This is a genomic window from Pseudomonas sp. J452, assembly GCF_024666525.1.
In the GTDB taxonomy this organism is placed as follows: Bacteria; Pseudomonadota; Gammaproteobacteria; order Pseudomonadales; family Pseudomonadaceae; genus Aquipseudomonas.
Genome location: NZ_CP088294.1, coordinates 3,357,850 through 3,381,109, shown reverse-complemented (window position 1 = coordinate 3,381,109; position 23,260 = coordinate 3,357,850). Strand labels below are relative to the sequence as shown.

General features: G+C 63.4%; 24 protein-coding genes. All 24 read right to left on the bottom strand.

What is annotated here, in order from left to right; translation table 11 throughout:
* Window positions 1-71 precede the first annotated feature (71 nt).
* Window positions 72-821 carry an RNA polymerase sigma factor FliA gene (fliA, locus tag LRS11_RS15365; RefSeq protein ID WP_173205982.1) on the bottom strand — a complete coding sequence of 250 codons (750 nt, stop codon included), beginning with the start codon at window positions 819-821 and terminating at the stop codon, window positions 72-74.
* Window positions 818-1,651, bottom strand: coding sequence for a flagellar synthesis regulator FleN (fleN, locus tag LRS11_RS15360; RefSeq protein WP_260493791.1), 834 nt, complete (start codon window positions 1,649-1,651; stop codon window positions 818-820). Before fleN ends, fliA begins: the two co-directional genes overlap by 4 nt.
* A gap of 96 nt (window positions 1,652-1,747) precedes the next feature.
* Complete coding sequence (flhF, locus tag LRS11_RS15355; protein WP_260493790.1) at window positions 1,748-3,073, bottom strand: flagellar biosynthesis protein FlhF; 1,326 nt, start codon at window positions 3,071-3,073, stop codon at window positions 1,748-1,750.
* A gap of 12 nt (window positions 3,074-3,085) precedes the next feature.
* Window positions 3,086-5,209 (bottom strand): flagellar biosynthesis protein FlhA, encoded by a 2,124-nt coding sequence (gene flhA / locus LRS11_RS15350; protein ID WP_260496931.1) that lies wholly within the window; start codon window positions 5,207-5,209, stop codon window positions 3,086-3,088.
* 148 nt (window positions 5,210-5,357) lie between these two features.
* Window positions 5,358-6,164: a hypothetical protein gene (locus LRS11_RS15345; RefSeq protein WP_260493789.1), complete on the bottom strand. Its 807-nt coding sequence runs from the start codon at window positions 6,162-6,164 to the stop codon at window positions 5,358-5,360.
* Between the two features lie 131 nt (window positions 6,165-6,295).
* Window positions 6,296-7,432, bottom strand: a complete 1,137-nt coding sequence (gene flhB / locus LRS11_RS15340; protein WP_260493788.1) for a flagellar biosynthesis protein FlhB — start codon at window positions 7,430-7,432, stop codon at window positions 6,296-6,298.
* A 9-nt stretch (window positions 7,433-7,441) separates the two neighbouring features.
* The gene (gene fliR, locus LRS11_RS15335) at window positions 7,442-8,218 is read right to left on the bottom strand and encodes a flagellar biosynthetic protein FliR (RefSeq protein WP_260493787.1); all 777 of its coding nucleotides are present in this window, start codon (window positions 8,216-8,218) and stop codon (window positions 7,442-7,444) included.
* Entirely contained in the window at window positions 8,218-8,487 is a 270-nt protein-coding gene (gene fliQ / locus LRS11_RS15330) for a flagellar biosynthesis protein FliQ (protein ID WP_260493786.1), read from the bottom strand. The genes fliR and fliQ overlap by 1 nt, the downstream gene beginning before the upstream one ends.
* 10 nt (window positions 8,488-8,497) lie before the next feature.
* Window positions 8,498-9,253, bottom strand: a complete 756-nt coding sequence (gene fliP, locus LRS11_RS15325; RefSeq protein ID WP_260493785.1) for a flagellar type III secretion system pore protein FliP — start codon at window positions 9,251-9,253, stop codon at window positions 8,498-8,500.
* The gene (fliO, locus tag LRS11_RS15320; protein ID WP_260493784.1) at window positions 9,250-9,705 is read right to left on the bottom strand and encodes a flagellar biosynthetic protein FliO; all 456 of its coding nucleotides are present in this window, start codon (window positions 9,703-9,705) and stop codon (window positions 9,250-9,252) included. The genes fliP and fliO overlap by 4 nt, the downstream gene beginning before the upstream one ends.
* 7 nt (window positions 9,706-9,712) lie before the next feature.
* Window positions 9,713-10,192 (bottom strand): flagellar motor switch protein FliN, encoded by a 480-nt coding sequence (fliN, locus tag LRS11_RS15315; protein WP_260493783.1) that lies wholly within the window; start codon window positions 10,190-10,192, stop codon window positions 9,713-9,715.
* Between the two features lie 62 nt (window positions 10,193-10,254).
* Window positions 10,255-11,226, bottom strand: a complete 972-nt coding sequence (gene fliM, locus LRS11_RS15310) for a flagellar motor switch protein FliM (protein WP_260493782.1) — start codon at window positions 11,224-11,226, stop codon at window positions 10,255-10,257.
* Window positions 11,227-11,239: 13 nt separating this feature from the next.
* Entirely contained in the window at window positions 11,240-11,776 is a 537-nt protein-coding gene (gene fliL, locus LRS11_RS15305) for a flagellar basal body-associated protein FliL (RefSeq protein ID WP_260493781.1), read from the bottom strand.
* 216 nt (window positions 11,777-11,992) lie between these two features.
* A complete protein-coding gene (locus LRS11_RS15300; RefSeq protein WP_260493780.1) occupies window positions 11,993-13,330 on the bottom strand; it encodes a flagellar hook-length control protein FliK in 1,338 nt (445 codons plus the stop codon).
* Between the two features lie 109 nt (window positions 13,331-13,439).
* Entirely contained in the window at window positions 13,440-13,790 is a 351-nt protein-coding gene (locus tag LRS11_RS15295) for an Hpt domain-containing protein (RefSeq protein ID WP_260493779.1), read from the bottom strand.
* A gap of 28 nt (window positions 13,791-13,818) precedes the next feature.
* On the bottom strand, window positions 13,819-15,513 hold the full coding sequence (locus LRS11_RS15290; RefSeq protein ID WP_260493778.1) for a fused response regulator/phosphatase: 1,695 nt from the start codon (window positions 15,511-15,513) through the stop codon (window positions 13,819-13,821).
* A 6-nt stretch (window positions 15,514-15,519) separates the two neighbouring features.
* A complete protein-coding gene (locus LRS11_RS15285; RefSeq protein ID WP_260493777.1) occupies window positions 15,520-15,825 on the bottom strand; it encodes an STAS domain-containing protein in 306 nt (101 codons plus the stop codon).
* 74 nt (window positions 15,826-15,899) lie between these two features.
* Window positions 15,900-16,349, bottom strand: coding sequence for a flagellar export protein FliJ (gene fliJ / locus LRS11_RS15280; RefSeq protein WP_260493776.1), 450 nt, complete (start codon window positions 16,347-16,349; stop codon window positions 15,900-15,902).
* A gap of 3 nt (window positions 16,350-16,352) precedes the next feature.
* Window positions 16,353-17,711, bottom strand: a complete 1,359-nt coding sequence (fliI, locus tag LRS11_RS15275) for a flagellar protein export ATPase FliI (protein ID WP_260496930.1) — start codon at window positions 17,709-17,711, stop codon at window positions 16,353-16,355.
* A complete protein-coding gene (gene fliH / locus LRS11_RS15270; protein ID WP_260493775.1) occupies window positions 17,701-18,477 on the bottom strand; it encodes a flagellar assembly protein FliH in 777 nt (258 codons plus the stop codon). The genes fliI and fliH overlap by 11 nt, the downstream gene beginning before the upstream one ends.
* 15 nt (window positions 18,478-18,492) lie before the next feature.
* Complete coding sequence (gene fliG / locus LRS11_RS15265) at window positions 18,493-19,512, bottom strand: flagellar motor switch protein FliG (RefSeq protein WP_260493774.1); 1,020 nt, start codon at window positions 19,510-19,512, stop codon at window positions 18,493-18,495.
* Window positions 19,505-21,289, bottom strand: coding sequence for a flagellar basal-body MS-ring/collar protein FliF (gene fliF, locus LRS11_RS15260; protein WP_260493773.1), 1,785 nt, complete (start codon window positions 21,287-21,289; stop codon window positions 19,505-19,507). Before fliF ends, fliG begins: the two co-directional genes overlap by 8 nt.
* A gap of 17 nt (window positions 21,290-21,306) precedes the next feature.
* On the bottom strand, window positions 21,307-21,639 hold the full coding sequence (fliE, locus tag LRS11_RS15255; RefSeq protein ID WP_260493772.1) for a flagellar hook-basal body complex protein FliE: 333 nt from the start codon (window positions 21,637-21,639) through the stop codon (window positions 21,307-21,309).
* 211 nt (window positions 21,640-21,850) lie between these two features.
* Window positions 21,851-23,260: a sigma-54-dependent response regulator transcription factor FleR gene (fleR, locus tag LRS11_RS15250; protein WP_260493771.1), complete on the bottom strand. Its 1,410-nt coding sequence runs from the start codon at window positions 23,258-23,260 to the stop codon at window positions 21,851-21,853.

The following is a 23,260-nucleotide window of genomic DNA, read 5'->3' as shown; positions in this document are numbered from 1 at the left end:
AAGTCGACCTCCGTACAGTCTTAAACGTCACCGGCCCCCGGGGACGCCGCAATCGTGAAACCGGTAGCCCTTCAGCTGGCCCGCCACTCACCCAGACGCGCACGCAAACGTGCGGCGCACTGGCTGTGCAGCTGGCTGACACGGGACTCACTGACTCCCAGGACCTCACCGATTTCCTTGAGATTCAGTTCTTCGTCGTAGTACAGCGCCAAAACCAGGCGTTCGCGCTCTGGCAGGTTGGCGATGGCTTCAGCCAGCGCCGACTGGAAGCGCTCGTCTTCCAGTTCATGCAGAGGTTCGGTCTGGGTGCTCCCGGTGTCTTCATGCATGCCGCCATGTTCACCGTCCTGCATCAGGTCGTCGAAGCTGAACAGGCGGCTGCCCAAAGTGTCGCCAAGAATGCCGTAGTAATCCTCGAGACTCAATTGGAGTTCGGCCGCAACCTCTTGATCTTTAGCGTCTCGACCCGTGCGGGCCTCAATCTTTCTGATGGCGTCGCTGACCATGCGGGTGTTGCGGTGTACCGAGCGCGGCGCCCAGTCACCCTTGCGCACCTCATCGAGCATGGCGCCACGGATGCGGATACCGGCGTAGGTTTCGAAACTGGCGCCCTTGCCTCCGTCATATTTCTTCGAGGCTTCGAGCAGGCCGATCATGCCGGCCTGGATCAGATCATCCACCTGCACGCTGGCCGGCAGCCGCGCCAGCAGGTGGTAGGCAATGCGCTTGACCAGCGGCCCGTAGCGCTCAATCAGCTGGTGCTGGGAATCCTGCGCCTGCGCCTTGTTGTACATACGGAGTCCACTGGCTGCTGCTGTCATACCGCCGTTCCCGCGATCGGTTGCTGCACCAAACGCTCGACGAAAAACTCCAGATGGCCGCGCGGGTTGGCCGGTAAGGGCCACGTGTCGACTTTCTGGGCGATCGCCTTGAACGCCAGTGCGCACTTCGAGCGCGGGAAAGCTTCATAGACCGCGCGCTGCTTCTGCACGGCCTTGCGGACTGACTCGTCGTACGGCACGGCGCCCACGTATTGCAGGGCCACATCGAGGAAACGGTCAGTCACTTTAGTCAGCTTAGCAAAGAGGTTGCGACCTTCCTGCGGGCTGTGGGCCATATTGGCCAGAACACGGAAACGACTCATGCCGTAATCACGGTTGAGCAGCTTGATCAGGGCATAGGCGTCGGTGATCGAAGTCGGCTCATCGCAGACCACGACTATCACTTCCTGGGCCGCGCGAACGAAGCTGACCACGCCATCGCCAATGCCGGCGGCGGTATCGATCACCAGCACGTCGAGGTTGTCGCTGATGTCGCTGAAGGCCTGGATCAGGCCGGCATGCTGCATGGGTGTCAGTTGCACCATGCTCTGCGTGCCGGAAGCCGCCGGCACGATACGAACACCGCCGGGGCCCTGGATCAGCACGTCCTTGAGGTCGCACTCGCCGGATATCACGTCGGCCAGGGTGCGCTTGGCCGTCAGGCCGAGCAGCACGTCGACGTTGGCCAGGCCGAGGTCGGCGTCCATCAGCATGACCCGGCGACCGAGATCGGCCAGCGCCAGTGACAGATTCACCGACACGTTGGTCTTGCCGACGCCACCTTTGCCGCCGGTCACTGCAATCACCTGTACGGGATGCAAACTACCCATGTTTTCTACACACCTTGTCTTGCCTGGACTGGGCTGATCGGGCAACTACACCGACCTTTCCTCAACACTAGATCGCCTTGGCCGCTACCGCCTGCCCTAACCCGCCCGCCTGGCCGGATTGTGGTACAGACTGGTAAATACATCGGCCATGGCCTCTTCGCTCGGATCTTCCGCGGTTTGCAGGCTGACCGCCCGGCTCACCAACTGGTGGCTGCGCGGCACCTGCACATCGTCCGGAATCTTCGGCCCATCAGTCAGATAGGCTACCGGTAGATGCTGGCTGATAGCCAGCCCTAAAACTTCGCCGAGGCTGGTGGCTTCATCCAGTTTGCTCAGGATGCAACCGGCCAGGCCGCAGCGCTTGTAACTATGGTAGGCCGCCTTGAGCACCTGGCTCTGGCTGGTGGCGGCCAACACCAGGTAATTCTTGGCATTCACGCCGCGCCCGGCGAGGCTTTCCAGCTGCATGCGCAGGGCCGGGTCGTTGGCTGGCAGGCCGGCGGTATCGATCAGCACCACGCGCTTGCGCGCCAGCGGTGCCAGGGCCTGGACCAGCGACTGGCCCGGATCGACCAGAGTCACCGAAACATCGAGGATACGCCCGAGGGTCTTCAGCTGCTCCTGGGCACCGATGCGGAAGCTGTCCATGCTCACCAGGGCGATGCTCTGCGAGCCGTACTTGAGTACATAACGCGCCGCCAGCTTGGCCAGGGTGGTGGTCTTGCCCATGCCGGCCGGACCGACCAGGGCGATCACCCCACCCTCCTCCAACGGCTCGACTTTCGGCGTCTTGATCGCGTGAGCCAGGTGCGCCAACAGCATGCGCCAGGCCTGGCGCGGCTCAGCCACTTTGCCGACACGTTCCAGCAGCGCCTTGGAAATTTCTGCGGACAGGCCCATGCGCTGCAAGCGACGCCACAGGTTGGCCTGCTGCGGCTTACGGGTCTGCAACTGGCCCCAGGCAATCGAGCCCAGCTGTACTTCGATCAGTTCACGCAGACCATGCAGCTCGAAGCGCATGGCATCGATGGCGCCCTGGTCGGCTGTCGGGCGAACGGCAACCGGAGCAGCTTGCGGGGTTGCCGGACGCTGCGGTTTGACCAGCGAGGCCGGCAGCTCCGGGGCGATGATCGATTCGTTGGCGAACAGCTGGCGATCCTTGCGTCCGTCGGCAACCGCCCGGCTGGTCAGGTCGGCCTGGGCATTGGCGATCTTCGCCTGGGTCTTGCGCAGCTCGGCTTCCAACGCCGCGTTGGGCTGGCGCACCGGCTCGGCCGGCAGCTGATAGTCCAGCGCGGCAGTCAGCTCGACACCGCCGGCCACCCGACGATTGCCGATGATGGCAGCGTCGGCGCCCAGCTCATCGCGCACCAGTTTCATGGCTTGACGCATATCGGCGGCGAAGAAGCGTTTGACTTGCATGGCTTAGAACCCTCAGTTCTGGCCGACCGTGGCAACGATCGTGACCTGCTTGTTATCCGGTATTTCCTGATAAGCCAGGACATGCATGCTGGGTACTGCGAGCCGCGCAAACCGCGAGAGCATCGCCCGAACCGGGCCGGCTACCAGCAGGATCACCGGTTTGCCGAGCATTTCCTGGCGCTGCGCCGCTTCCACCAGGGAGCGTTGCAGCTTTTCAGCCATGCCAGGTTCGAGGAGGATGCCATCCTCGGAGCCCTGACCGGCCTTCTGCAGGCTATTGAGCAATATCTGTTCCAACCTGGGCTCCAGGGTGATCACAGGCAGCTCCGGCTCTAGTCCCACAACGCTTTGCACGATTGCGCGGGCCAGCGCGACACGCACCGCGGCGACCATCGCGGCGGGATCTTGACTCTTTGGCGCCACGTTGGCGATGGCTTCGGCGATGGTGCGGATGTCGCGCACCGGCACCTGTTCCTGCAGCAAAGCCTGCAGCACCTTGAGCAGGGTCGACAGCGACACCAGGCCCGGCACCAGCTCTTCGGCCAGCTTCGGCGAGCTCTTGGCCAGCAACTGCAGCAGCTGCTGCACTTCCTCATGACCGAGCAGTTCGTGGGCGTGCTTGTGCAGCACCTGGTTAAGGTGGGTGGCAACCACGGTGCTGGCGTCGACCACCGTGTAGCCAAGCGATTGCGCCTGGTCGCGCTGGGTCGGGTCGATCCACACCGCCTCCAGGCCGAATGCCGGGTCCTTGGCGGCAATCCCATTGAGGGTGCCGAACACCTGCCCCGGGTTGATCGCCAACTCGCGCTCCGGGTACACCTCGGCTTCGGCCACGCTGACGCCCATCAGGGTCAGGCGGTAGGCATTGGGCAGCAGATCAAGGTTGTCGCGGATATGCACCGAGGGCATCAGGAAGCCCATTTCCTGGGAGAGCTTCTTGCGCACCCCCTTGATCCGCGCCAGCAATTGCCCACCCTGGGCCCGATCGACCAGCGGGATCAGGCGATAGCCTACCTCCAGGCCGACCATGTCAACCGGGGTAACGTCATCCCAACCTAGCTCCTTGACTTCCTGGGAGCGCTGCGCCGGCAGCAGTTCCTGCTGACGCTGGACTTCCTTGACCTCTTCTTCCTTGCCCTTGCGCTGCTTGTTGGCGATCCAGTAGGCAGCGCCGGCAGCGATCAGGCCGAGGCTGATGAAGGAGAAATGCGGCATGCCCGGCACCAGGCCCATGGCGATCATGATGGCCGCGGCAACCGCCAGCGCGCGCGGTGAGGCGAACATCTGCCGGCTTACCTGGGCGCCCATGTCCTCCGAGGTCGACACGCGGGTAACCATGATCGCCGCCGCGGTGGACAGCAGCAGCGACGGAATCTGCGCCACCAGGCCGTCACCGATGGTCAGCAGGGTGTAGATGCGCCCCGCCTCGCCGAAGGCCAGGTCGTGCTGGAACATGCCGATGGCGATACCGCCGATCAGGTTGATGAACAGAATCAGCAGACCGGCAATGGCGTCGCCGCGGACGAACTTGCTGGCACCGTCCATCGAGCCATAGAAATCGGCTTCCTGGGACACCTCGGTGCGCCGGCGCTTGGCTTCCGGCTGGTCGATCAGGCCGGAGTTGAGGTCGGCGTCGATGGCCATCTGCTTGCCGGGCATGGCATCCAGGGTGAAGCGTGCGCTCACTTCGGAAATACGCCCGGCACCCTTGGTGACCACCACGAAGTTGATGATCATGAGGATGGCGAACACCACCGCACCGACCACGTAGTTACCGCCGATCACCACCTCACCAAAGGCCTGGATCACCTTACCGGCGGCATCGTGACCGTCCTGGCCGTGCAGCAGCACCACCCGCGTGGAGGCGACGTTGAGCGCCAGGCGCAGCAGCGTCGCGGCCAGCAGCACGGTTGGGAACACGGCAAAATCCAGCGGGCGCAAGGAATAGATCGCCACCAGCAGGACCACGATGGACAGCGCAATACTGAAGGTAAACAGCACGTCGAGCAGGAACGGCGGGATCGGCAGCATGACCATGGCAAGCATGACCAGCAGCATCAGCGGGATGCCCAGATTGCCGTGGCGTAACCCCGACAGGTTGGTGCGTACGTCACCGATGATTTGCGCGCGATCCACTGCCACTTGTTTTCCCCAGCCTATTCAATCTTTTGACGCGAAAGCGCGCCGTGCTGGAGTTATGGCAAGAAGCATTCCAATTTGCTCGACGAGCCTGCAGCGCCCGCGAAACAAGGGCCGCCCTGCGGACTGCAGGGCGGTTCAGCGGCTAGGCGGCAATGCGCTGACGCGCCCGTGGATCGCCCGGCAGGTAGTCGCCCGTCACCAACTGGTAAGCCTCGGAGGTGCGTTTGCCGGGAATGCCGTCGACCTTGACGAAGATTCCAGGGTAGGTATTCAGCCAACCCTGCAGGGCCTCGACCCGCTGCATCTCGAGTGGATCGGCGGACGCACTCATCGAGTAGGCCACCACCACCGGTTTAGGCTGATCGGCAAACTCGACCAGGCCGCGCTCGGCCATGCGCCGCAGCAACACAGCGGCGCCACACTGCTTGGTAATCGCGCTATCTGACCAGGTGCCGTCCTGCACGTACTTGCCACTGCTGTAGTGGTTGCAATAGCCCCACAGGTAAGGGCTCAGCACATGCGGGTGGTGCAGGCGGTAGCCGAAGCCGTTGTACAACTCCAACTGGTAGAGCGTACCGGCCAGACTCCAGTCGGTCATCGCGCCCAGCTTCTTCAGCAGCAGGGCATCTTCGGCGCTCTCCTCCCAGGTAAAGGGCGGATTTCCGCTCTTCGGCCGCCCGGCGGGTACCTGCACGGTACGCGCCGTCAGCGGATCGCCGTTGTGCAGGTGGCCGGTGAAGCTTTGGCTGCTTTCCATGTTGTGCACCACCGCGATGAAACCCCAGGGAATGCCCAGCGCCTGGCCTACACGCTGGTAGCGCGGACGGTTGCCATTCAGTTTATCGATCAGGGCTTCGACCTCGCCGGCCTTGGCCGGGCGAATCTGACAGCTGTTGAAGAGGTGTTCGTATTCGCCGCGCAGGGCGCTGGTGAGGGCAATTCTGGCCATGGGATGCTCCGTAGCGAGTGATCTGACTCCGTTCAGGTTCAGTACCACGGCAACGGCAAGGCCACCGACCTACTAGCAGGTGTAGGTCGCACGACAGAGCTGTCAACGGCAGGCGACGAACGTACAGCGCGCTACTCGTCGCGGCGCAGGTCCGGCGGAATCGGCAGATCCGGCAGCGGCCCCGGGCGCTTGCCCTTGCCGGCGCGGAACTGCTTGAGCTGGTAGACGTAGGCCAGCACCTGGGCCACGGCCAGGTAGAGGCCCGCGGGAATTTCATGATCGATTTCGGTGGAGAAGTACACCGCTCGCGCCAGGGCGGGCGATTCGAGCAGGGTGACCTTGTGTTCCTGGGCAATCTCGCGAATCTTCAGCGCCAGGAAGTCGCCACCCTTGGCCAGCAACACCGGCGCATTGCCCTTGGCCGGGTCGTACTTGAGGGCCACGGCGAAGTGCGTCGGGTTGGTGATCACCACGTCGGCCTCCGGCACCTGTTGCATCATCCGCCGCTCGGCCATCTGCCGCTGCAACTGGCGGATCTTTGACTTGACCTCGGGCTTGCCCTCGCTGTCCTTGTACTCGTCGCGCACTTCCTGCTTGGTCATCATCAGCTTCTGCTTGGCATCCCAGAGCTGGAACGGCACATCCACCGCGGCAATCAGAATCAGGCCACAGGCCAGCCACAGGGTGCTCTGCCCGACGATCAGCGCGCCGTGCAGGATGGCCGACTCGACCGGCTCATTGGCCAGCGCCATCAGGTCGTCCTGATCCGCCGAGAGCACGGCCAGCCCCACCATCAGGATGATCACGAACTTGGCCAGGGCCTTGAGCAGCTCGACCAGGGCCTTGGTCGAGAACATGCGTTTGAGCCCTTCCCAGGGATTCATCCGGCTGGCCTTGGGTTGCAGCGCCTCGGCGGAGAACAGCCAGCCCCCCAGAGCAATCGGGCCGACGATGGAGGCAATCAGCAGCACGATCAGGAACGGCTGCATCATCTCCAGCGCCGCCTTGCCCGCCGCCAGCAGGTACAGCGCCATGCTGCGGTCATCCAGCAGTACCTCGCGCGGCAAGGCGAAGTTGGCGCGCATGATGTCGAGCAAGGCATCGCCCATCTGCCCGCCGTACATCAACAACGCCACGGCACCGGCGAGGGTCACCGCGAGGGTGTTGAGCTCTCGGGAACGGGCGATCTGGCCCTTCTTGCGCGCCTCTTCCAGGCGCTTACTAGTGGGTTCCTCGCTCTTGTCGGCACCGCTTTCGCTTTCCGCCACGCAGCCTCCTTAGCGCGTACGCGCCAGTTCGCGCAGCAGGTCCAGGGCTTCGCTGGTCAGCACCTGGAAATGCGCAAGAAAATCGGCGATGCCCAGCCAGAAGATGGCCAGGCCCAGTACCAGGGTCAGCGGAAAACCGATGGAAAAGATGTTCAGCTGCGGCGCCGCACGGGTCATCACACCGAAGGCCAGGTTGACCACCAGCAAGGCGATCACCACCGGCAGCGACAGCAGCAGGCCCGCGGCAAGCACCCAACTGAGCTTGCCGGCCAGCTCCCAGTAGTGATCGACCAGCAGCCCCTGCCCCACCGGCAGGGTGACAAAGCTCTCGGCGAGCACCTCGAACACCACCAGGTGGCCATTCATGGCGAGGAACAGCAAGGTCACCAGCATCAGCAGGAACTGGCCGAGCACCGGCACCGACACGCCATTGGCCGGGTCGACCATGGAGGCGAAGCCCAGGCCCATCTGGATGGCAATGATCTGCCCGGCTACGGCGAACAGGTGGAAGTACAACTGCAGGACAAAACCGAACATCACCCCGATCAGCACCTGCTCGCCAATCAGCAGCATCGACTGCAGGCTCACCGAGTCGACCTGCGGCATCGGCGGCAGGGTCGGTGCCAGCACCAGGCAGATCGCCAGCGCCAGGTACAGGCGCACCCGCGCCGGCACCAGCTGGGTACCGATCACCGGCATGACCATCAGCATCGAGGCGATACGGAACAGCGGCAAGAGGAACTGCCCCAGCCAGCCGCCGATCTGTGCGTTGGTCAGCTCGAGCATCAGCCGATCAACAGCGGAATGTTCTGAATCAGGTTCTGGGTGTACTCCATCAGCTGGCGCACCAGCCAGGGTCCGGCCCAGATCAGGGTGAGCAGCATCACCAGCAGGCGCGGGACGAAGCTCAGGGTCTGTTCGTTGATCTGCGTGGCGGCCTGGAACATGGCCACCAGCAGGCCCACCAGCAGGCTGGGCATGACCAGCAGGCCGACGATCACGGCAGTCAGCCAGAGCGCTTCGCGGAACAGGTCGACGGCGATTTCCGGAGTCATGTCAGCCTCGCTATAGGGTGCCGAAACTGCCGGCCAGAGTACCCATGATCAGTGCCCAGCCATCGATCAGGACGAACAGCATGATCTTGAACGGCAAGGAGATGATCAGCGGCGAGAGCATCATCATACCCATCGCCATGAGGATACTGGCCACCACCATGTCGATGATCAGGAACGGGATGAAGATCATGAAACCGATCTGGAACGCAGTCTTCAGCTCGGAGGTGACGAACGCCGGGATCAGGATGGTCAACGGCGCCTGCTCCGGCGAGGCGATGTCGGTACGCTTGGACAGGCGCACGAACAGTTCCAGGTCGGAGGCACGGGTCTGCGCCAGCATGAACTCCTTGATCGGCACCTCGGCCTTGGCAATCGCCTGCTGCGCCGGCAACTGCTCGTTGAGATAGGGCTGAAGGGCATCCTGGTTAATCTTGTCGAACACCGGGGCCATGATGAACATGGTCAGGAACAGGGCCAGGCCGATGAGGATCTGGTTCGACGGTGTCTGCTGCAGGCCCAGGGCCTGACGCAGAATGGAAAACACGATGATGATCCGGGTGAAGCTGGTCATCAGCATGACGAACGCCGGGATAAAGCTCAGCGCCGTCATGATCAGCAGGATCTGCAGGCTGACCGAATACTCCTGCTGCCCTTCGGCGTTGGTGCTCAGGGTAATCGCCTTGAGCGACAAAGGATCATCGGCGCCGAACGCCAGTGGTGCCGCCAGTGCCAACAGTAGAGTCAGCAGAATGCGCCAGACGCTCATGTCTTGTCCTTGTCCTTGGGGCCCTGCTGATCCTTGCCGAGCAGCTCCATCAGGCGCTGGGCAAATTCCGGGGTGGCCGGCTCGGCATCACTGAGCAGCACCGGCTCCTTGAGCACGTGCAACGGGGTGATGCGCCCGGCGCTGAGACCGAGAAGGATCTGTTCGCCGCCCACCTGCACCAGCAGCAGACGGTCACGCGGCCCGAGCGCCTGACTGGCCACCAGTTTGATCGCCTGGCCGCCACGCGGGCCGAACTGCTGCACCCGGCGCATGACCCAGGCCAAAGCGAAGATCAGACCGATCACCAGCAGCAGGCCAAGCAGCAGCTGCACCAGTTGGCCACCGATGCCGGCTGCAGCCATCGGCGTCACCGCCGGTGCAACGGGTGTCGCCGGTGCTTCGGCCAGGGCCATCAGTGGCAGGGCCAGCAGCAAACCGCAGAGTCTGTGCATGGTCGCCTCAGCGCAGCTTCTTGATGCGCTCGCTGGGGCTGATCACGTCGGTCAGGCGGATGCCGAACTTCTCGTTGACCACCACCACCTCGCCATGGGCGATCAGCGTGCCGTTGACCAGAACATCCAGCGGCTCGCCGGCCAGGCGATCGAGTTCCACCACCGAGCCCTGGTTGAGCTGCAGCAGGTTGCGAATGGAAATATCGGTGCTGCCGACTTCCATGGAGATCGACACCGGGATGTCCAGGATCACGTCCAGGTTCGGCCCGTCCAGGCTGACCGGGCCATTGCCGAGCTTGGGCCCGGCATCGAACTCTTCCATCGCCACCCGCGGTGCCGCCGGCGCTGCCGCGCCACCACCGCCCTGGGCCATCAGCGCATCGATATCGTCCTGCGCGGCGTCATCGCCGGCTTCGGCCAATGCTGCAGCCCACTCATCGGCCAGTGCCTGCTCCTCGGGAGAGGTGCCTTCTTCTTCGTCTGCCATCGCTATTCCTCGGCGGGCTAATTATTTGGACAGGCCTGGTCATGCCAGGCCCTGGCGCCTGCTTAGCGCAGACGCTCGATAGGTTCGATTACCTGCATGGCCAGGTTGCCCTTGTGCGCACCCAGCTTGACCTTGAACGCCGGCACGCCGTTGGCGCGCATGATGATGCTTTCTGGCAACTCCACCGGAATCACGTCGCCCGGCTGCATGTGCAGGATGTCACGCAGCCTGAGCTCGCGGCGGGCCAGGGTAGCGCCCAGCGGTACGTTGACGTCGAGGATGTCCTCGCGCAGGGCCTTGATCCAGCGTTCATCCTGATCGTCGACATCGGACTGGAAGCCGGCGTCGAGCATCTCGCGGATCGGCTCGATCATCGAATAGGGCATGGTGATGTGCAGGTCGCCGCCGCCGCCGTCCAGCTCGATGTGGAAGGTCGACACGACGACCACTTCGCTGGGGCTGACGATGTTGGCCAGTGCCGGGTTCACTTCCGAGTTGATGTACTCGAAGTTAACGTCCATCACTGCGTGCCAGGCTTCCTTCATGTCGACAAAGGCCTGATCCAGCACCATGCGCACCACCCGCAGCTCGGTCGGGGTGAATTCGCGGCCTTCGATCTTGGCGTGACGGCCATCGCCGCCGAAAAAGTTGTCGACCAGCTTGAACACCAGCTTGGCGTCGAGAATGAACAGACCGGTGCCGCGCAGCGGCTTCATCTTCACCAGGTTGAGGCTGGTCGGCACGTACAACGAGTGCACGTACTCGCCGAACTTCATCACCTGCACGCCACCCACGGCCACATCGGCCGAGCGGCGCAGCAGGTTGAACATGCTGATGCGGGTGTAGCGGGCGAAACGTTCGTTGATCATCTCCAGGGTCGGCATGCGCCCACGGACGATGCGGTCCTGGCTGGTCAGGTCATAGCTTTTGACGCTGCCGGGCTCAGCTTCGTCTTCGGTCTCGACCAGGCCATCGTCGACGCCATGCAGCAGCGCATCGATTTCGTCCTGTGACAGCAGGTCTTGTACGGCCATGTGTAACTCCCGCCTACTGCAACACTAGATTGGTGAACAACACCTGTTCGACCACCATTTTGCCGGTTTCTTTCTGCGCCAGCTCCTGCACCGTGGTGGTGGCCTGCTGACGCAGCATTTCCTTGCCCAGCGGGGTGAGCAAGGTAGCGAAGTCCTGCCCGGAGAACATCATCACCAGACGGTTGCGCAATACCGGCATATGCACCTTCAGCGCATCCAGTTCGGCCTGATCACGGGCCATCAGGGCCACACTGACCTGCATGTAGCGCTTTCGGCCCTGGTGATTGAAATCGACGATGAAGGCCGGTGCTATCTGCTCGTAGATAGCCAGCTTCTTGACGGGAGCAGCAGACTCGGCAGCGCCCTCTTCGGCAGCCACATCCTCTTGCTCCTTGCTATCACCCTTGCCCAGCAGGAACAGCGTGGCCCCCACGGACAGGCCAATAGCCAACAGCAACGCCACCCCGATCAGGATGATGAGCTTCAACTTGCTCTTGCCAGCCGGTTTGTCGCCATCTGCTGGAGGTTGCGGCGCTTGTTTCTTTGCCATGCCAAAAATCCGTCGCTGATCAGGGTTTTGTCTGCGGTCAAAGGCTTAGGAGCAAGTGTTATGCCACCTTGTAAACAAAATAGCTGCTCAAGCGCCCGCCGACACAGCCTGCCGATATACCAAGGCACAGACCGCCTGTCACCCGAAAACGACTGCGCCCGGTGCTTTTCTCGGCACCGGGCGCAGTTTTTTTACCTTGAAGCGAGGTGCAACAGGTCAGGCGTAGTAGTCCACCAAACCACGCGGAGCGCTGCTGGTGGGGCTGCGAACCTCGCTGATGCCACTGAGCAATTCATCCTCGCCCTCCATACCGGAACCACCGGAGCGGCCGGACTGACGCTGGGAATCCTCACCCCCACCCTGCCAGCCGCGAGCCAGCGACTGATCGGAGACGTTGACATCGAGCTGCCCCATGCCCTGCTGGGTGAACATGTCACGCAGGCGCTGCATCTGCCCTTCCAGCTGGTCACGCACGTTGGCGTTGGCACTGATGAAGGTCACCTGGGCGGCCTGATCCTTGTTCATCTCGATGCGCACTTCCAGGCGCCCCAGCTCGGCCGGGTCGAGCTGGATCTCCGCCGACTTGAGGTTCTGGCTGGACAGCCACATGACACGGTCGACCACTGCCTCACTCCACGCGCCCTGCTGCATGGCGACGGCCTGCCCTGGCACCAGCGGCAAACGCTGCGCCTGAGTGGTCTGCTGAGCAATCGCCTGGCTCAGCGCGCTGAGCTTGCTGGCCAGGGCATCGGCGCGTGCGTCCGTCTGCCCCTCACGCACACCCGGCAGGCTGCTTTCCACGCTCTCGCCAAGCAGTTCGGCCACATCCAGCTCGCTGCTTTCACCCTCTTCGGCGGGTACGGCATCACCTGCCATTGCCGCCAGAGCATTGGCAAAGCCCTCACTCGGGTTGACCGCCTGCTGCGCCGCCAGAGCGCCTGGACTCAACTGCTGCTGAGCCGCCGCCTGGTTTTGCGCCCCTATCTCCAGCGCCATACGCACGCCTGGCAGAGTGTTGAGCATATCCAGCTCGGGATCATGGCTGGCTTCGGTGAGTGTCGCCGGTGCGGCACTGTTCACCAGCGGGGTGGTGGGCAGCAGGGTTGGCAGAGCGGTATCGGTAGCAGTAGCGGTGACGACCTCGCCCTCAACCACGGGCAAAATCTCACCATCAACCACGGCTACCGAGGCCTCGTCGACGGGCAACTGGCCTGTCATGGCCATCAACAGCAGAGGGTCGAGGGTCGACGCTTCCTCTGCCACACCCTCCTCCGGCAAGGCCTTGCCGCTATCGGCAACGACTGGCTGCTCCGTGGCAGTTTCGCCGCTCGCTGGCTCTGCCGATTTGCCCTCATCAGCAGGCTCAGAGCTGGACTTGGCAGCCGCCTCCTTGCGCTCGGCCACCTTACTCTGACGTTCCTTGGCGTACACCTCGGCAAAGCTGGAAGCCTCGTTTTTGACGGGCTCCGGCGCACTAGAAGGAGGCTTTGCCACGGCGGCCTTGGGCCGCACATCGGGTGCGGTCTGTAACAGGAAATCCGGTGCAACGGACATGGGTACTCTCCGTTTTTGGTTGGGTCGTACCGGGATATAGCAAGCAGTGGGCCAGATTCCTGATGCGCGACCAAGAACATGCCAGAGAGAGGGCAATAGAGGGCGGAAACTAGCGGTAACGCTGGCGCTCGGCGCGAAACAGGATGCGCACAATGGCGAACTCGCGTTCGACCTGCTCGATCAGCCCAGGCGCCACATCCAGCTGTTCACGACGGGCAGCCTCTTCCAGCTGCTTGCACAGGCCCGCCAGTAGCGGCGCGCCCATGTTACTGCAGCTGCCTTTAAAGCTGTGCGCAGCCAGACGCAAGGCCTGAGCATCGGCAGCCTGCAGGGCATGCTGCAGACTACGCAGGCGCTCATCGGAGTCGGCCAGAAAAGTATCCAGTAGCACCGGATACTCGTCTTCCATGACATCCTGCAGCGCGGCCAGCACATTGTTGTCGAGGTGGAGGTCGGACACCTGCTCACTCCTTGATCACGAGCGGCGATTATGCCTGAGCCGACCAGCAGAACTCCACGCTTACCCCGCGACCGTCCGCCGACCACTCGCAGTGCTGGGCCAGCTGGCGCACCAGGCGCAAGCCACGGCCACTGAGCCCGGCGCTCATCTGCGTGCAATCCATAGCACCGGCAACATCGAAACCACAGCCACTGTCCTCGACCCGCACGCGCAAACGCCCGCCATCGGCCTGCGGCAAGAGCTCCAGATGAAAGCGCACATAACCGTCCTGCAGTTCGCCCAGGCGCGTGGCGCGTTGCTGGTAGTAATGGGCAAAGCCATCGGCATTGCACTTGAGCGCCGAGTCCAGGCCCAGCACACCATGCTCAAGGGCATTGGAGTACAGCTCGGCCAGCACCGTATACAGCGCCCCGCCTTGGGTGCGCAGGCCCTGCACTTCGAGCAGCAGCTGCAACAGGAAAGGCAGCGGATTGAAGCGTTTGAGGGTTTGCGCGCGGAACTCGAAACTGGCCGACCAGTCCAGCGGGCTGCTCAGGCCGCTATCGGAGAACGCCAGGGGTGGTCGGCTCAGCCCGCCCTCCTCGATCAGGCCGAGTTCGATCATGCTCACATCGTCCTGGGCCTCGCCGCGGAACGCCGCCAGCGCCAGCTGGATCTCGTCGAACAGGCGCTCGGCTGGATGCTGTCCCGCGAAAATCGCCTGCAGGCGCTGCTCGCCGAACAGTTGCCCGTCGCTGTCGCAGGTTTCCAGCACCCCATCGGAGAACAGGAACAGCCGATCGCCCAAGGCCAGCGGATGCACCTCGTAATGGTCATTGAAGCTGGCAGACTCCAGCACGCCCAGCGGCAGGTGGCGCGAGACCAGCGCAGTGCGCTCGCCGGTCGCCGCGTGGTACAGATAGCCATCGGGCAAGCCACCATTCCACACTTCCACCACCCGGCGCTGGAAGCTCAGGTTGAGCAGGGTCGCGCAGCAGAACACGCCCACCGGCAGGATGCGTTTGAGCTTGGCATTCATCTCACGGAGGATTTCCGCCATGGAAAAACCCTTGGCGGTCATGCCGTAGAACACTTCCGCCAGAGGCATGGCGCCGATGGCCGCCGGCAAGCCATGGCCGGTGAAATCGCCGAGCAGCACATGCATGCCACCCGAAGGCTTGAAGGCTGCCAGCAGCAGATCACCGTTGAACAGGGCAAAGGGCGACTGCAGGTAGCGGATGTTCGGCGCATTCAGGCAGCCCGAGTGCGCCACCTTGTCGAATACCGCCTTGGCCACCCGCTGCTCGGTGAGCAGGTGCTCGTTGTGCTTGGCGATCAGATCGCGCTGCTGCATCACCGTATCCTGCAAGCGACGCAGGCGATCCATGGCGCGGATCTTGGCTTCCAGAATGACCCGGTTGTAGGGCTTGGCGAGGAAGTCGTCGCCCGCCTCCAGGCAACGCACCAGCGCTTCGCTCTCAGTCAGCGAGGTGAGGAAGATGATCGGCACCAGAGACTCGCCGGCGCAGGCCTTGATCCGCCGCGCCGCCTCGAAACCGTCCATCACCGGCATCAGCGCATCCATCAGCACCAGCTGCGGACGCTCCTGCTCGAATAGCATGACCGCCTCCAGACCATTGCTGGCGGTCAGCGCGCGATGCCCCTGGCGATTGACGATGGTGGACAGCAGCATGCGATCCGCAGCGTTGTCCTCGGCGATCAGGATGGACAAGCGCGTCGGCATGCTGGCTCAGCCGATCTGGAACAGCTGTTCGAAGTTGGAGATGGACAAAATCTTGCGCACATCCGGGTTGCAGTTGACCAGGCTGATGCGCGCATGGTCGCCACCGGCATGGTCACGCAACAGCAGGAGCATGCCCAGTGCCGAGCTGTCGAGGTAGGTGGCTGCTTTGAGATCCACCACATAGCGTTTGGGAGTCATGTTCACGCGCTCGTAAGCGTCGCGGAATTCCTGGTGCGCCGAAAAATCGAAGCGCCCCTGAATCTGAATGGTCAGTTCCTGTCCGTCATTCGAGGGCAGTGCGCTGATGCTCATGAAGCACTCCTTGTTATTTGTATGTGCTGTGCTGCGACAGATTTAGCACCGGCTGTCACAGCGAGCAACCGCGATCATCGTTGATCACGCATAGGCAGGCGTTGGGCCAGTTCGTCGAGCAGCTTTTGCTCGCGTTTGTCTTCAGCCAGGCGCGCCTCATCGAGGTAACGTTGCACCAGCTTGCGTAGGCCCTCCAAACGAGCATAGCGCTGTTGCCAGATGCTGCGCGCCTTGGCCAGATTTTCGCGATGCCAGTTGACACTCTGATGTTGCTGGCCGATGGCAGACTCCAGTTGCGAGAGGAAACGCTGGTAGTTCATCAGCCACTGCCCGGACACGCCCTGGCGGCCTTCGGTGATCCACTGCTGCTGGTAGTCGCCACGGTAACGTTCGAGTTCGCCGAGTTGCGCCTCGGCCTTGCCCAGCAGGCCCTGGCAGTGACCCAGCTGGCGGGCGGCTTCGCGCTCGGCGCGCTCGGCCATCTCGATCACCGGCGCCAGGCGCGCGGCACGACTGTTGGCCATTTATCAGGCCTGCGCCGTGGGGTTGAAGACCTGGCTCAACTGCATGGCGCTGGCGTCGAGCCCTTCGCTCTCCTGCAGGCCCTGGCGCAGGTAGCGGGCCATGGCCGGTTGGCGCGCGATGGCCAGATCAGTATCGGCATCACCGCCCGGCACATAGGCGCCGACGCTGATCAGATCGCGACTTTGCTGATAACGCGACCACAGCTGCTTGAAGCGCTGAGCCAGCTTCATATGCTCGGCGCTGACCACCTGCGGCATGACCCGGCTGATCGAGGCTTCGATGTCGATGGCCGGGTAATGCCCCTCCTCGGCCAGCCGGCGCGACAGCACGAAGTGGCCATCGAGCACACCACGGGCGGCATCGGCGATCGGGTCCTGCTGGTCGTCGCCCTCGCTGAGCACGGTGTAGAACGCGGTAATCGAACCCCCGCCGGCCTCGGCATTGCCGGCACGCTCCACCAGCTTGGGCAGGCGGGCGAAGACCGAAGGCGGATAGCCCTTGGTCGCCGGTGGTTCACCGATGGCCAGGGCGATCTCGCGCTGGGCCTGGGCGAAGCGGGTCAGCGAGTCCATCAGCAGCAGGACGTTCTTGCCCTTGTCGCGAAAATATTCGGCGATCCGCGTGCAGTACATGGCCGCACGCAGGCGCATCAACGGCGCGTCATCGGCAGGCGAAGCCACCACCACCGAGCGCTTGATGCCCTCCTCGCCAAGAATCTCGTCGATGAATTCCTTGACCTCGCGGCCGCGTTCGCCGATCAGGCCGACCACGATGATGTCCGCCTCGGTGAAGCGGGTCATCATGCCCAGCAGCACCGACTTACCCACGCCAGTACCGGCGAACAGGCCCAGGCGCTGGCCGCGGCCGACGGTGAGCAGGCCGTTGATGCAGCGAATACCAACATCCAGCGGCTCGCTGATCGGGTGACGATTGAGCGGGTTGATCGCTGGGCCATCCATCGGCACCCAGTCCTCGGCCTTCATCCCGCCCTTACCATCCAGGGCGCGACCGGCACCGTCGAGTACGCGACCGAGCATCGACATGCCCATCGGCAGGCGCCCGGCATCCGGCAGCGGCACCACCCGTGCGCCCGGGGCAATCCCGGCCAGGCTGCCGACCGGCATGAGGAAGATCTTGCCGGCGGAGAAGCCCATCACTTCGGCCTCCACCTGTACCGGGTGGTAGCTGTCGTCGTTGATCACCAGGCAACGACTGCCCAGCGCGGCACGCAGGCCTTCGGCCTCCAGGGTAAGACCGACCATGCGCAGCAGGCGTCCCTCGACCACCGGCTGGCTGGGCAATTCGACGGCCTCGCTGTAGCCAGCCAGGCGCTTGGCGAAGCTGATCCGCTCAAGGCGCATCGGGCATGTCCAGGTCCACATGGATATCCGTCTCGGGCGGACTGGTCACCTGCGTGCGCTGCTGCTCGAACAACTGCTTGAGGGCCAGCGCCATGCGTGTCTCGATGCTCGCATCGATGCGACTGTGCTCGCTCTCTACCCGGCAACCGCCAGGCAGCAGGGATTCGTCCTCGACAATCCGCCAGTTTTCTTCATGGCGCTCGCGCAGGGCTTTGACCAGCTCGAAATCCTGCGGATGAATATGGATACGGATATTGCTGGCGCCCATCGGCAGCAGGACGAGCGCCTCGCGCAGCACACTGCGGATCTGACTGGAGTCGGTCGTCAGCTCGCGCTGGATCACCTGACGGGTCATCTGGCTGACCAGGTTGACCAGCGCCTGCTCCAGCTCCTGATCCTGGTTGGCAATCGGCTCCAGCAGTTGCTCCATCAGCTGTTCCAGGCTCTTGAGCTTGAGCGCCAGGGCGGCGTCGCCTTCCTGTTTGGCCTTGAGCTGGCCGGCGTGGAAGCCGTCCTTCTCGCCAGTGGAAAAACCTTCGTTGTAGGCATCCTGGCGAATCGCCTCGACCTCATCGAGCGTCAGCGGTTTGACTTGCTCGATGGCAACTTCTTCCACCTGCGGCTGTAACTCCGCCTCGGCAACCGGTTCAGGCTCCGGCTCGGCCGGCACTTCCACGGCGGGATCGAAGCTGGGCAAGGCCCAGCGGTCGAAGCCGCCGACATCCTTGGCGCGAATCAGCTCGCTGGGGACTTCCTTGGGGGCCATGCCTGCGTCCGCCGCTTAGATCATCGCTTCGCCGCCCGCGCCGCCGAGAACGATCTCGCCGGACTCGGCCATGCGACGGGCAATGGTGAGGATTTCCTTCTGCGCGGTCTCGACGTCGCTGACGCGAACCGGCCCCTTGGCGTCCAGGTCGTCGCGCAGCAGCTCGGCGGCGCGTTTGGACATGTTCTTGAAGACTTTTTCCTTGATCGCCTCGTCGGCGCCCTTAAGCGCCAGCACCAGCACATCGGACGACACCTCGCGCAGCAGCGCCTGGATACCCTTGTCGTCGACATCGGCGAGGTTGTCGAAGACGAACATCAGGTCTTCGATCTGGGTCGACAGGTCTTCGTCGACTTCGCGGATCGAGTCCATCAGTTGGCCTTCGATCGAGCTGTCGAGGAAGTTCATGATGTCCGCAGCGCGCTTGACCCCGCCGAGGTTGGCGCGGGTGGTGTTGGAGCTGCCGGAGAACTGCTTCTCTAGAATCAGGTTGAGTTCCTTGAGCGCCGCCGGTTGCACGGTATTCAGCGAGGACACGCGCAGGACGATGTCCAGGCGCACCTTGTGATCGAAGTGGCCAAGCACTTCGCCGGCCTGATCCGGGTCGAGGTAGGCGACCACGATGGCCTGGATCTGTGGATGTTCGTAGCGGATCACGTCGGCCACGGCGCGCGGTTCCATCCACTTCAGGCTGTCCAGACCACTGGTGCTGCCGCCGAGGAGAATACGGTCGATCAGGTTGCCGGCCTTGTCTTCGCCCAGGGCCGCGGTGAGCATCTTGCGGATATAGGCATCGGAGCCCACGCCCAGACTGGTCTGGTCGCCGACGATGTCGACGAACTCGCCCATCACCTGCTCGACCTGTTCGCGCTGCACATTGCGCATGCCGGCCATGGCCACGCCGACCCGCTGCACTTCCTTTGGCCCGAGGTGGCGCAGCACCTGCGCGGCATCGGTCTCGCCGAGCGACAGCAGGAGGATGGCGGCCTTGTCGACCTTGCTCAGCTTGGTGAGGCGGGCGTTTTCGTTACTCATCGGCGTTGATCCACTCTTTCACAACCTGGGCCACGCGACCCGGATCTTCTGCCACCAGGCTCTTGATGGCGTTCAATTGTGCATCATACCCCTCGGACGGGCTCGGCAGCAGGATGCTCTGCGGACCACCAAGGCTGACACGGTCGGCCGACAGTTCACCGTCCAGGCCACCCATATCACCCAGTTCGACGTCACCGCCGGCGCCAGCCCCGCCTTTGTTCGGGTTGGCGATGTTCTTCATCACCGGGCGCAGGACGAACCAGACCAGGATGAAGATCAGCAGCGCCGGCACCAGCTGTCTCAGCGAGCCCATGGCCATCAGGAACAGCTCGTTCTGGTACCAGGGCAGCTCGACGACATCGGCCAGATCGGTGGTGAACGAGGTGTTGATCACGCTGACGCTGTCACCACGGCTGGCATCGAAGCCCACGGCGTCCTGCACCAGGCGGGTAAAGCGTGCCAGCTCCTCGGCACTCCAGGGCGCACGCGTGGTTTCGCCGGTTTCTGCGTTGATCTTGACCTGATCGTCGAGCACCACCGCCACCGACAGACGCTTGAGGCGACCCTGCTGCTGCTTGGTGTAGCTGATCGAACGGTCCAGCTCGAAGTTGCGGGTGGACTGCTCGCGCTTGTCCGCCGGATAAGGTGCCAGCATCGGCAGACCGGTCGCCGGATCGATAACCTGTTGACCATTGGCATCCAGCAGCGGCTGGCCCGAGGCTATCGGACCGGGCGGCGCCGGCGCTGCGGCGGCCTGCTCCGGAGCGGCAGCGGCACCTGGTGGCTGATTGCTCAGGGCGCCCGGCACGCCTTGCGGCGGCAGGCTGCTGGAACGCTGTTCGTTGACCTGCTGTTCGCTGCGCAGGGCCGGCTGGTCCGGGTTGAACATTTCCGAGGTCGATTCGACCGCACTGAAGTCGACATCCGCCGACACTTCAGCCTTGTAGCGACCCGTGCCGAGCACCGGCTGCAGGATGTTGTGTACGCGCTGGGTGAACAGGCTTTCCATGCGCCGGCTGTAGTCGAACTGCTTGCCGGCCATGGTCAGCTCGGACATTTCCTGCTGATCGGAGAGCAGGTTGCCTTTCTGGTCGACCACGGTGATCTGCGATTTGCTCAACTCCGGCACGCTAGTGGCGACCAGGTTGACGATGGCCATGACCTGGCTCGGTTCCAGGGTACGACCCGGGTACAGCTCGACCAGCACCGAGGCGCTCGGCTTGCGCTCATCGCGCACGAACACCGAACTCTTCGGAATGGCCAGGTGCACGCGGGCACCCTTGACGTTGTTCAGGCTGGAGACGGTACGCGCCAGCTCGCCTTCCAGGCCACGACGGTAACGCGTGGCCTCCATGAACTGGCTGGTGCCCAGGCCCTGCTCCTGATCGAGGATCTCGAAGCCGATGTTGCCGTCGCTCGGTGCCACGCCGGCACCGGCCAGCTTCAGCTGCGCGCGACCATAGTCTTCGGACTTGACCAGCAGCGCGCCGGAGTTCGGCTCGATGGTGTAGGCGATATCGGCAGAGGCGAGGGTTTCGATGACCTGGTTGGTGTCCATCCCCGCCAGGTTGCTGAACAGCGGACGATAATCCGGCTGTTGCGACCAGAGCACCACGGCGAAACCGATCGCCACGCTGGCGGCCAGGCCGACCAGCAGGCCGATCTGCCGCAGCATCGACATGTCGGAGAGGTTTTCCAGGAACGACAAACCGAGCAAGGGTTTCTTCGGTTCTGCCGCCGTGGTGGCGGGCATATTTGCAGCGACTGCTTCAGCCATGACTCAATTCCGCTCTGTTAAACCGGCATCTGCATGATGTCTTGGTAGGCCTGGACCAGCTTGTTGCGCACCTGGGTCATGGCCTGGAAGGAAACGCTGGCCTTCTGCGAGGCGATCATCACGTCGGTGATGTCGACACCGCCCTGGCCCATCTCGAAGGCATTGGCCAGTTGCGTCGAAGCCTGCTGGGTCTCGCTCACCTTGCCCACCGCCTGACCGAGCATTTCCGAGAAACTCGGCGCACCCGGCTCCGGCGCGCTGATAGCAGGCGGCTTCTGCTTGGCCATGGCCTCCATCTGCATGGAGCGCATTTCCAACATCAGGCGATTGAACTCGACACCTTGACTCATGATCGTTCTCCGGCGGCCGCGGTTTTTTGACGCTGCGCGGCTCTGTAGAGAGGTATCTGCAACAAGGGTGCCAGAAAATCAGTAGCTTCATTTTCCAGAGCAACGGACCACACGCCAGCCCGGCTCCACGCTATTCGTAGGAGCCAGCTTGCTGGCGATCAATGGGGATGTGGCCGATCGCCAGCAAGCTGGCTCCTACACAAGGGCGCCCTCAGCTGGCGAACAGGTAGGCCTCGACATCCATGCCGGCATCACGCATCTGCGCCAGCTTGTAACGCAGGGTGCGCGGGCTGATGCCCAGGCGCTCGGCGGCCTCCTTGCGGCGGCCACGTTCGGAACGCAGGGTGTCGATGATCATCTGGAACTCACGGCGACGCAGGTCGTCACCCAGGGCGCCGGATGCCTCTACCGGCGACTCCTGCTCCAGCGGCGCCGGGCTGTTGATCACCAGGCTCAGCGGTGGCGCAGTCATCGGCAGCGGCGCCATGCCGATGGGCGCCGTCAGACACAGGTCATGGGGCTGGATCAGCCCGCCCTGCTGCAGGATCAGCGCACGCTGAATGGCGTTATCCAGTTCGCGCACATTACCCGGCCAGGGGTGAGCAATCAGGCAGGCACGCGCCTGTGGGGAAAGCTGCACGGCGCCGTGATTCATTTTTTTGACATGCTTGGCCAGCAGGCGCTCGGCCAGCGGCAGAATATCGGCGGTACGCTCGCGCAGGGCGCGCCACGCCAGCGGAAATACCGACAGGCGATAGTAGAGGTCTTCACGGAAACGCCCGGCAGCGACTTCGCCGGCCAGATCCCGGTTGGTGGTGGCCAGCACGCGGATATCCAGGTTGATCGGCTTGCGCGCGCCCACCCGCTCCACCTCACGCTCCTGCAGTACGCGCAGGAGCTTGGCCTGCAGCGCCATGGGCATCTCGGAAATTTCATCGAGCAGAATGGTGCCCCCTTCGGCCAGCTCGAACTTGCCCGGCTGAGCCGCGATGGCGCCGGTGAAGGCGCCCTTCTCATGACCGAACAGGGTGGCCTCGAGCATGTTGTCCGGAATCGCCGCACAGTTGATCGCGATAAACGGCTTGCCGGCCCGTGGCGACTGCTGGTGAATGTAACGCGCCAACACTTCCTTGCCGGTACCGGACTCACCGGAGATCAACACGGTCGAATCGCTGCGCGCCACCCGTGCGGCCAGCTCTAGCAGTTGCAGGCTGGCCGGCTCGCAGGCAATCGGACCATCGCAGTCACTGGCACTGAGGCGGCCAAGTGCGTGACGAGCGACCAGATCCAGCAGGGCCTTGGGCTCGAAGGGTTTGACCAGGTAATCCGCGGCGCCCTGGCGGATCGCATCTACCGCGCGCTCCACGGCGCCATAAGCGGTCATCAGCAGCACCGGCAGTTGCGGGTAACGACTGCGGATCAGGCCCAGCAGTTGATGGCCATCCATGCCGGGCATGTTGACGTCGCTGACCACCAGGCTGAAGGCCTCCTCGGTCAGCGCTATGAGCGCATCTTCGGCGCACGCCACGGCGCGCAGGTCATGCCCACCGAGCAACAGGGTGTCGGCCAGCGCCTCGCGCAACGCGCGGTCGTCTTCGACCAGCAGAATTTTGGCAGTCAT

Excerpts from the sequence above, each read along its gene's own strand:
- fliN (WP_260493783.1), bottom strand. The coding sequence starts at position 10,192 with ATGGCAGACGAAGAAGAAGGCACCTCTCCCGAGGAGCAGGCACTGGCC.
- fliP (WP_260493785.1), bottom strand. The coding sequence starts at position 9,253 with ATGAGCGTCTGGCGCATTCTGCTGACTCTACTGTTGGCACTGGCGGCA.
- fliG (WP_260493774.1), bottom strand. The coding sequence starts at position 19,512 with ATGAGTAACGAAAACGCCCGCCTCACCAAGCTGAGCAAGGTCGACAAG.
- fliR (WP_260493787.1), bottom strand. The coding sequence starts at position 8,218 with ATGCTCGAGCTGACCAACGCACAGATCGGCGGCTGGCTGGGGCAGTTC.
- flhF (WP_260493790.1), bottom strand. The coding sequence starts at position 3,073 with ATGCAAGTCAAACGCTTCTTCGCCGCCGATATGCGTCAAGCCATGAAA.
- LRS11_RS15345 (WP_260493789.1), bottom strand. The coding sequence starts at position 6,164 with ATGGCCAGAATTGCCCTCACCAGCGCCCTGCGCGGCGAATACGAACAC.
- fliQ (WP_260493786.1), bottom strand. The coding sequence starts at position 8,487 with ATGACTCCGGAAATCGCCGTCGACCTGTTCCGCGAAGCGCTCTGGCTG.
- fliM (WP_260493782.1), bottom strand. The coding sequence starts at position 11,226 with ATGGCCGTACAAGACCTGCTGTCACAGGACGAAATCGATGCGCTGCTG.
- fliJ (WP_260493776.1), bottom strand. The coding sequence starts at position 16,349 with ATGGCCAACAGTCGTGCCGCGCGCCTGGCGCCGGTGATCGAGATGGCC.
- fliF (WP_260493773.1), bottom strand. The coding sequence starts at position 21,289 with ATGGCTGAAGCAGTCGCTGCAAATATGCCCGCCACCACGGCGGCAGAA.
- LRS11_RS15290 (WP_260493778.1), bottom strand. The coding sequence starts at position 15,513 with ATGCCGACGCGCTTGTCCATCCTGATCGCCGAGGACAACGCTGCGGAT.
- fliI (WP_260496930.1), bottom strand. The coding sequence starts at position 17,711 with ATGCGCCTTGAGCGGATCAGCTTCGCCAAGCGCCTGGCTGGCTACAGC.
- fliE (WP_260493772.1), bottom strand. The coding sequence starts at position 21,639 with ATGAGTCAAGGTGTCGAGTTCAATCGCCTGATGTTGGAAATGCGCTCC.
- fliA (WP_173205982.1), bottom strand. The coding sequence starts at position 821 with ATGACAGCAGCAGCCAGTGGACTCCGTATGTACAACAAGGCGCAGGCG.
- LRS11_RS15300 (WP_260493780.1), bottom strand. The coding sequence starts at position 13,330 with ATGTCCGTTGCACCGGATTTCCTGTTACAGACCGCACCCGATGTGCGG.
- fliL (WP_260493781.1), bottom strand. The coding sequence starts at position 11,776 with ATGGCAAAGAAACAAGCGCCGCAACCTCCAGCAGATGGCGACAAACCG.
- fliO (WP_260493784.1), bottom strand. The coding sequence starts at position 9,705 with ATGCACAGACTCTGCGGTTTGCTGCTGGCCCTGCCACTGATGGCCCTG.
- fleN (WP_260493791.1), bottom strand. The coding sequence starts at position 1,651 with ATGGGTAGTTTGCATCCCGTACAGGTGATTGCAGTGACCGGCGGCAAA.
- LRS11_RS15285 (WP_260493777.1), bottom strand. The coding sequence starts at position 15,825 with ATGAGCATCAGCGCACTGCCCTCGAATGACGGACAGGAACTGACCATT.
- fleR (WP_260493771.1), bottom strand. The coding sequence starts at position 23,260 with ATGACTGCCAAAATTCTGCTGGTCGAAGACGACCGCGCGTTGCGCGAG.
- fliH (WP_260493775.1), bottom strand. The coding sequence starts at position 18,477 with ATGGCCCCCAAGGAAGTCCCCAGCGAGCTGATTCGCGCCAAGGATGTC.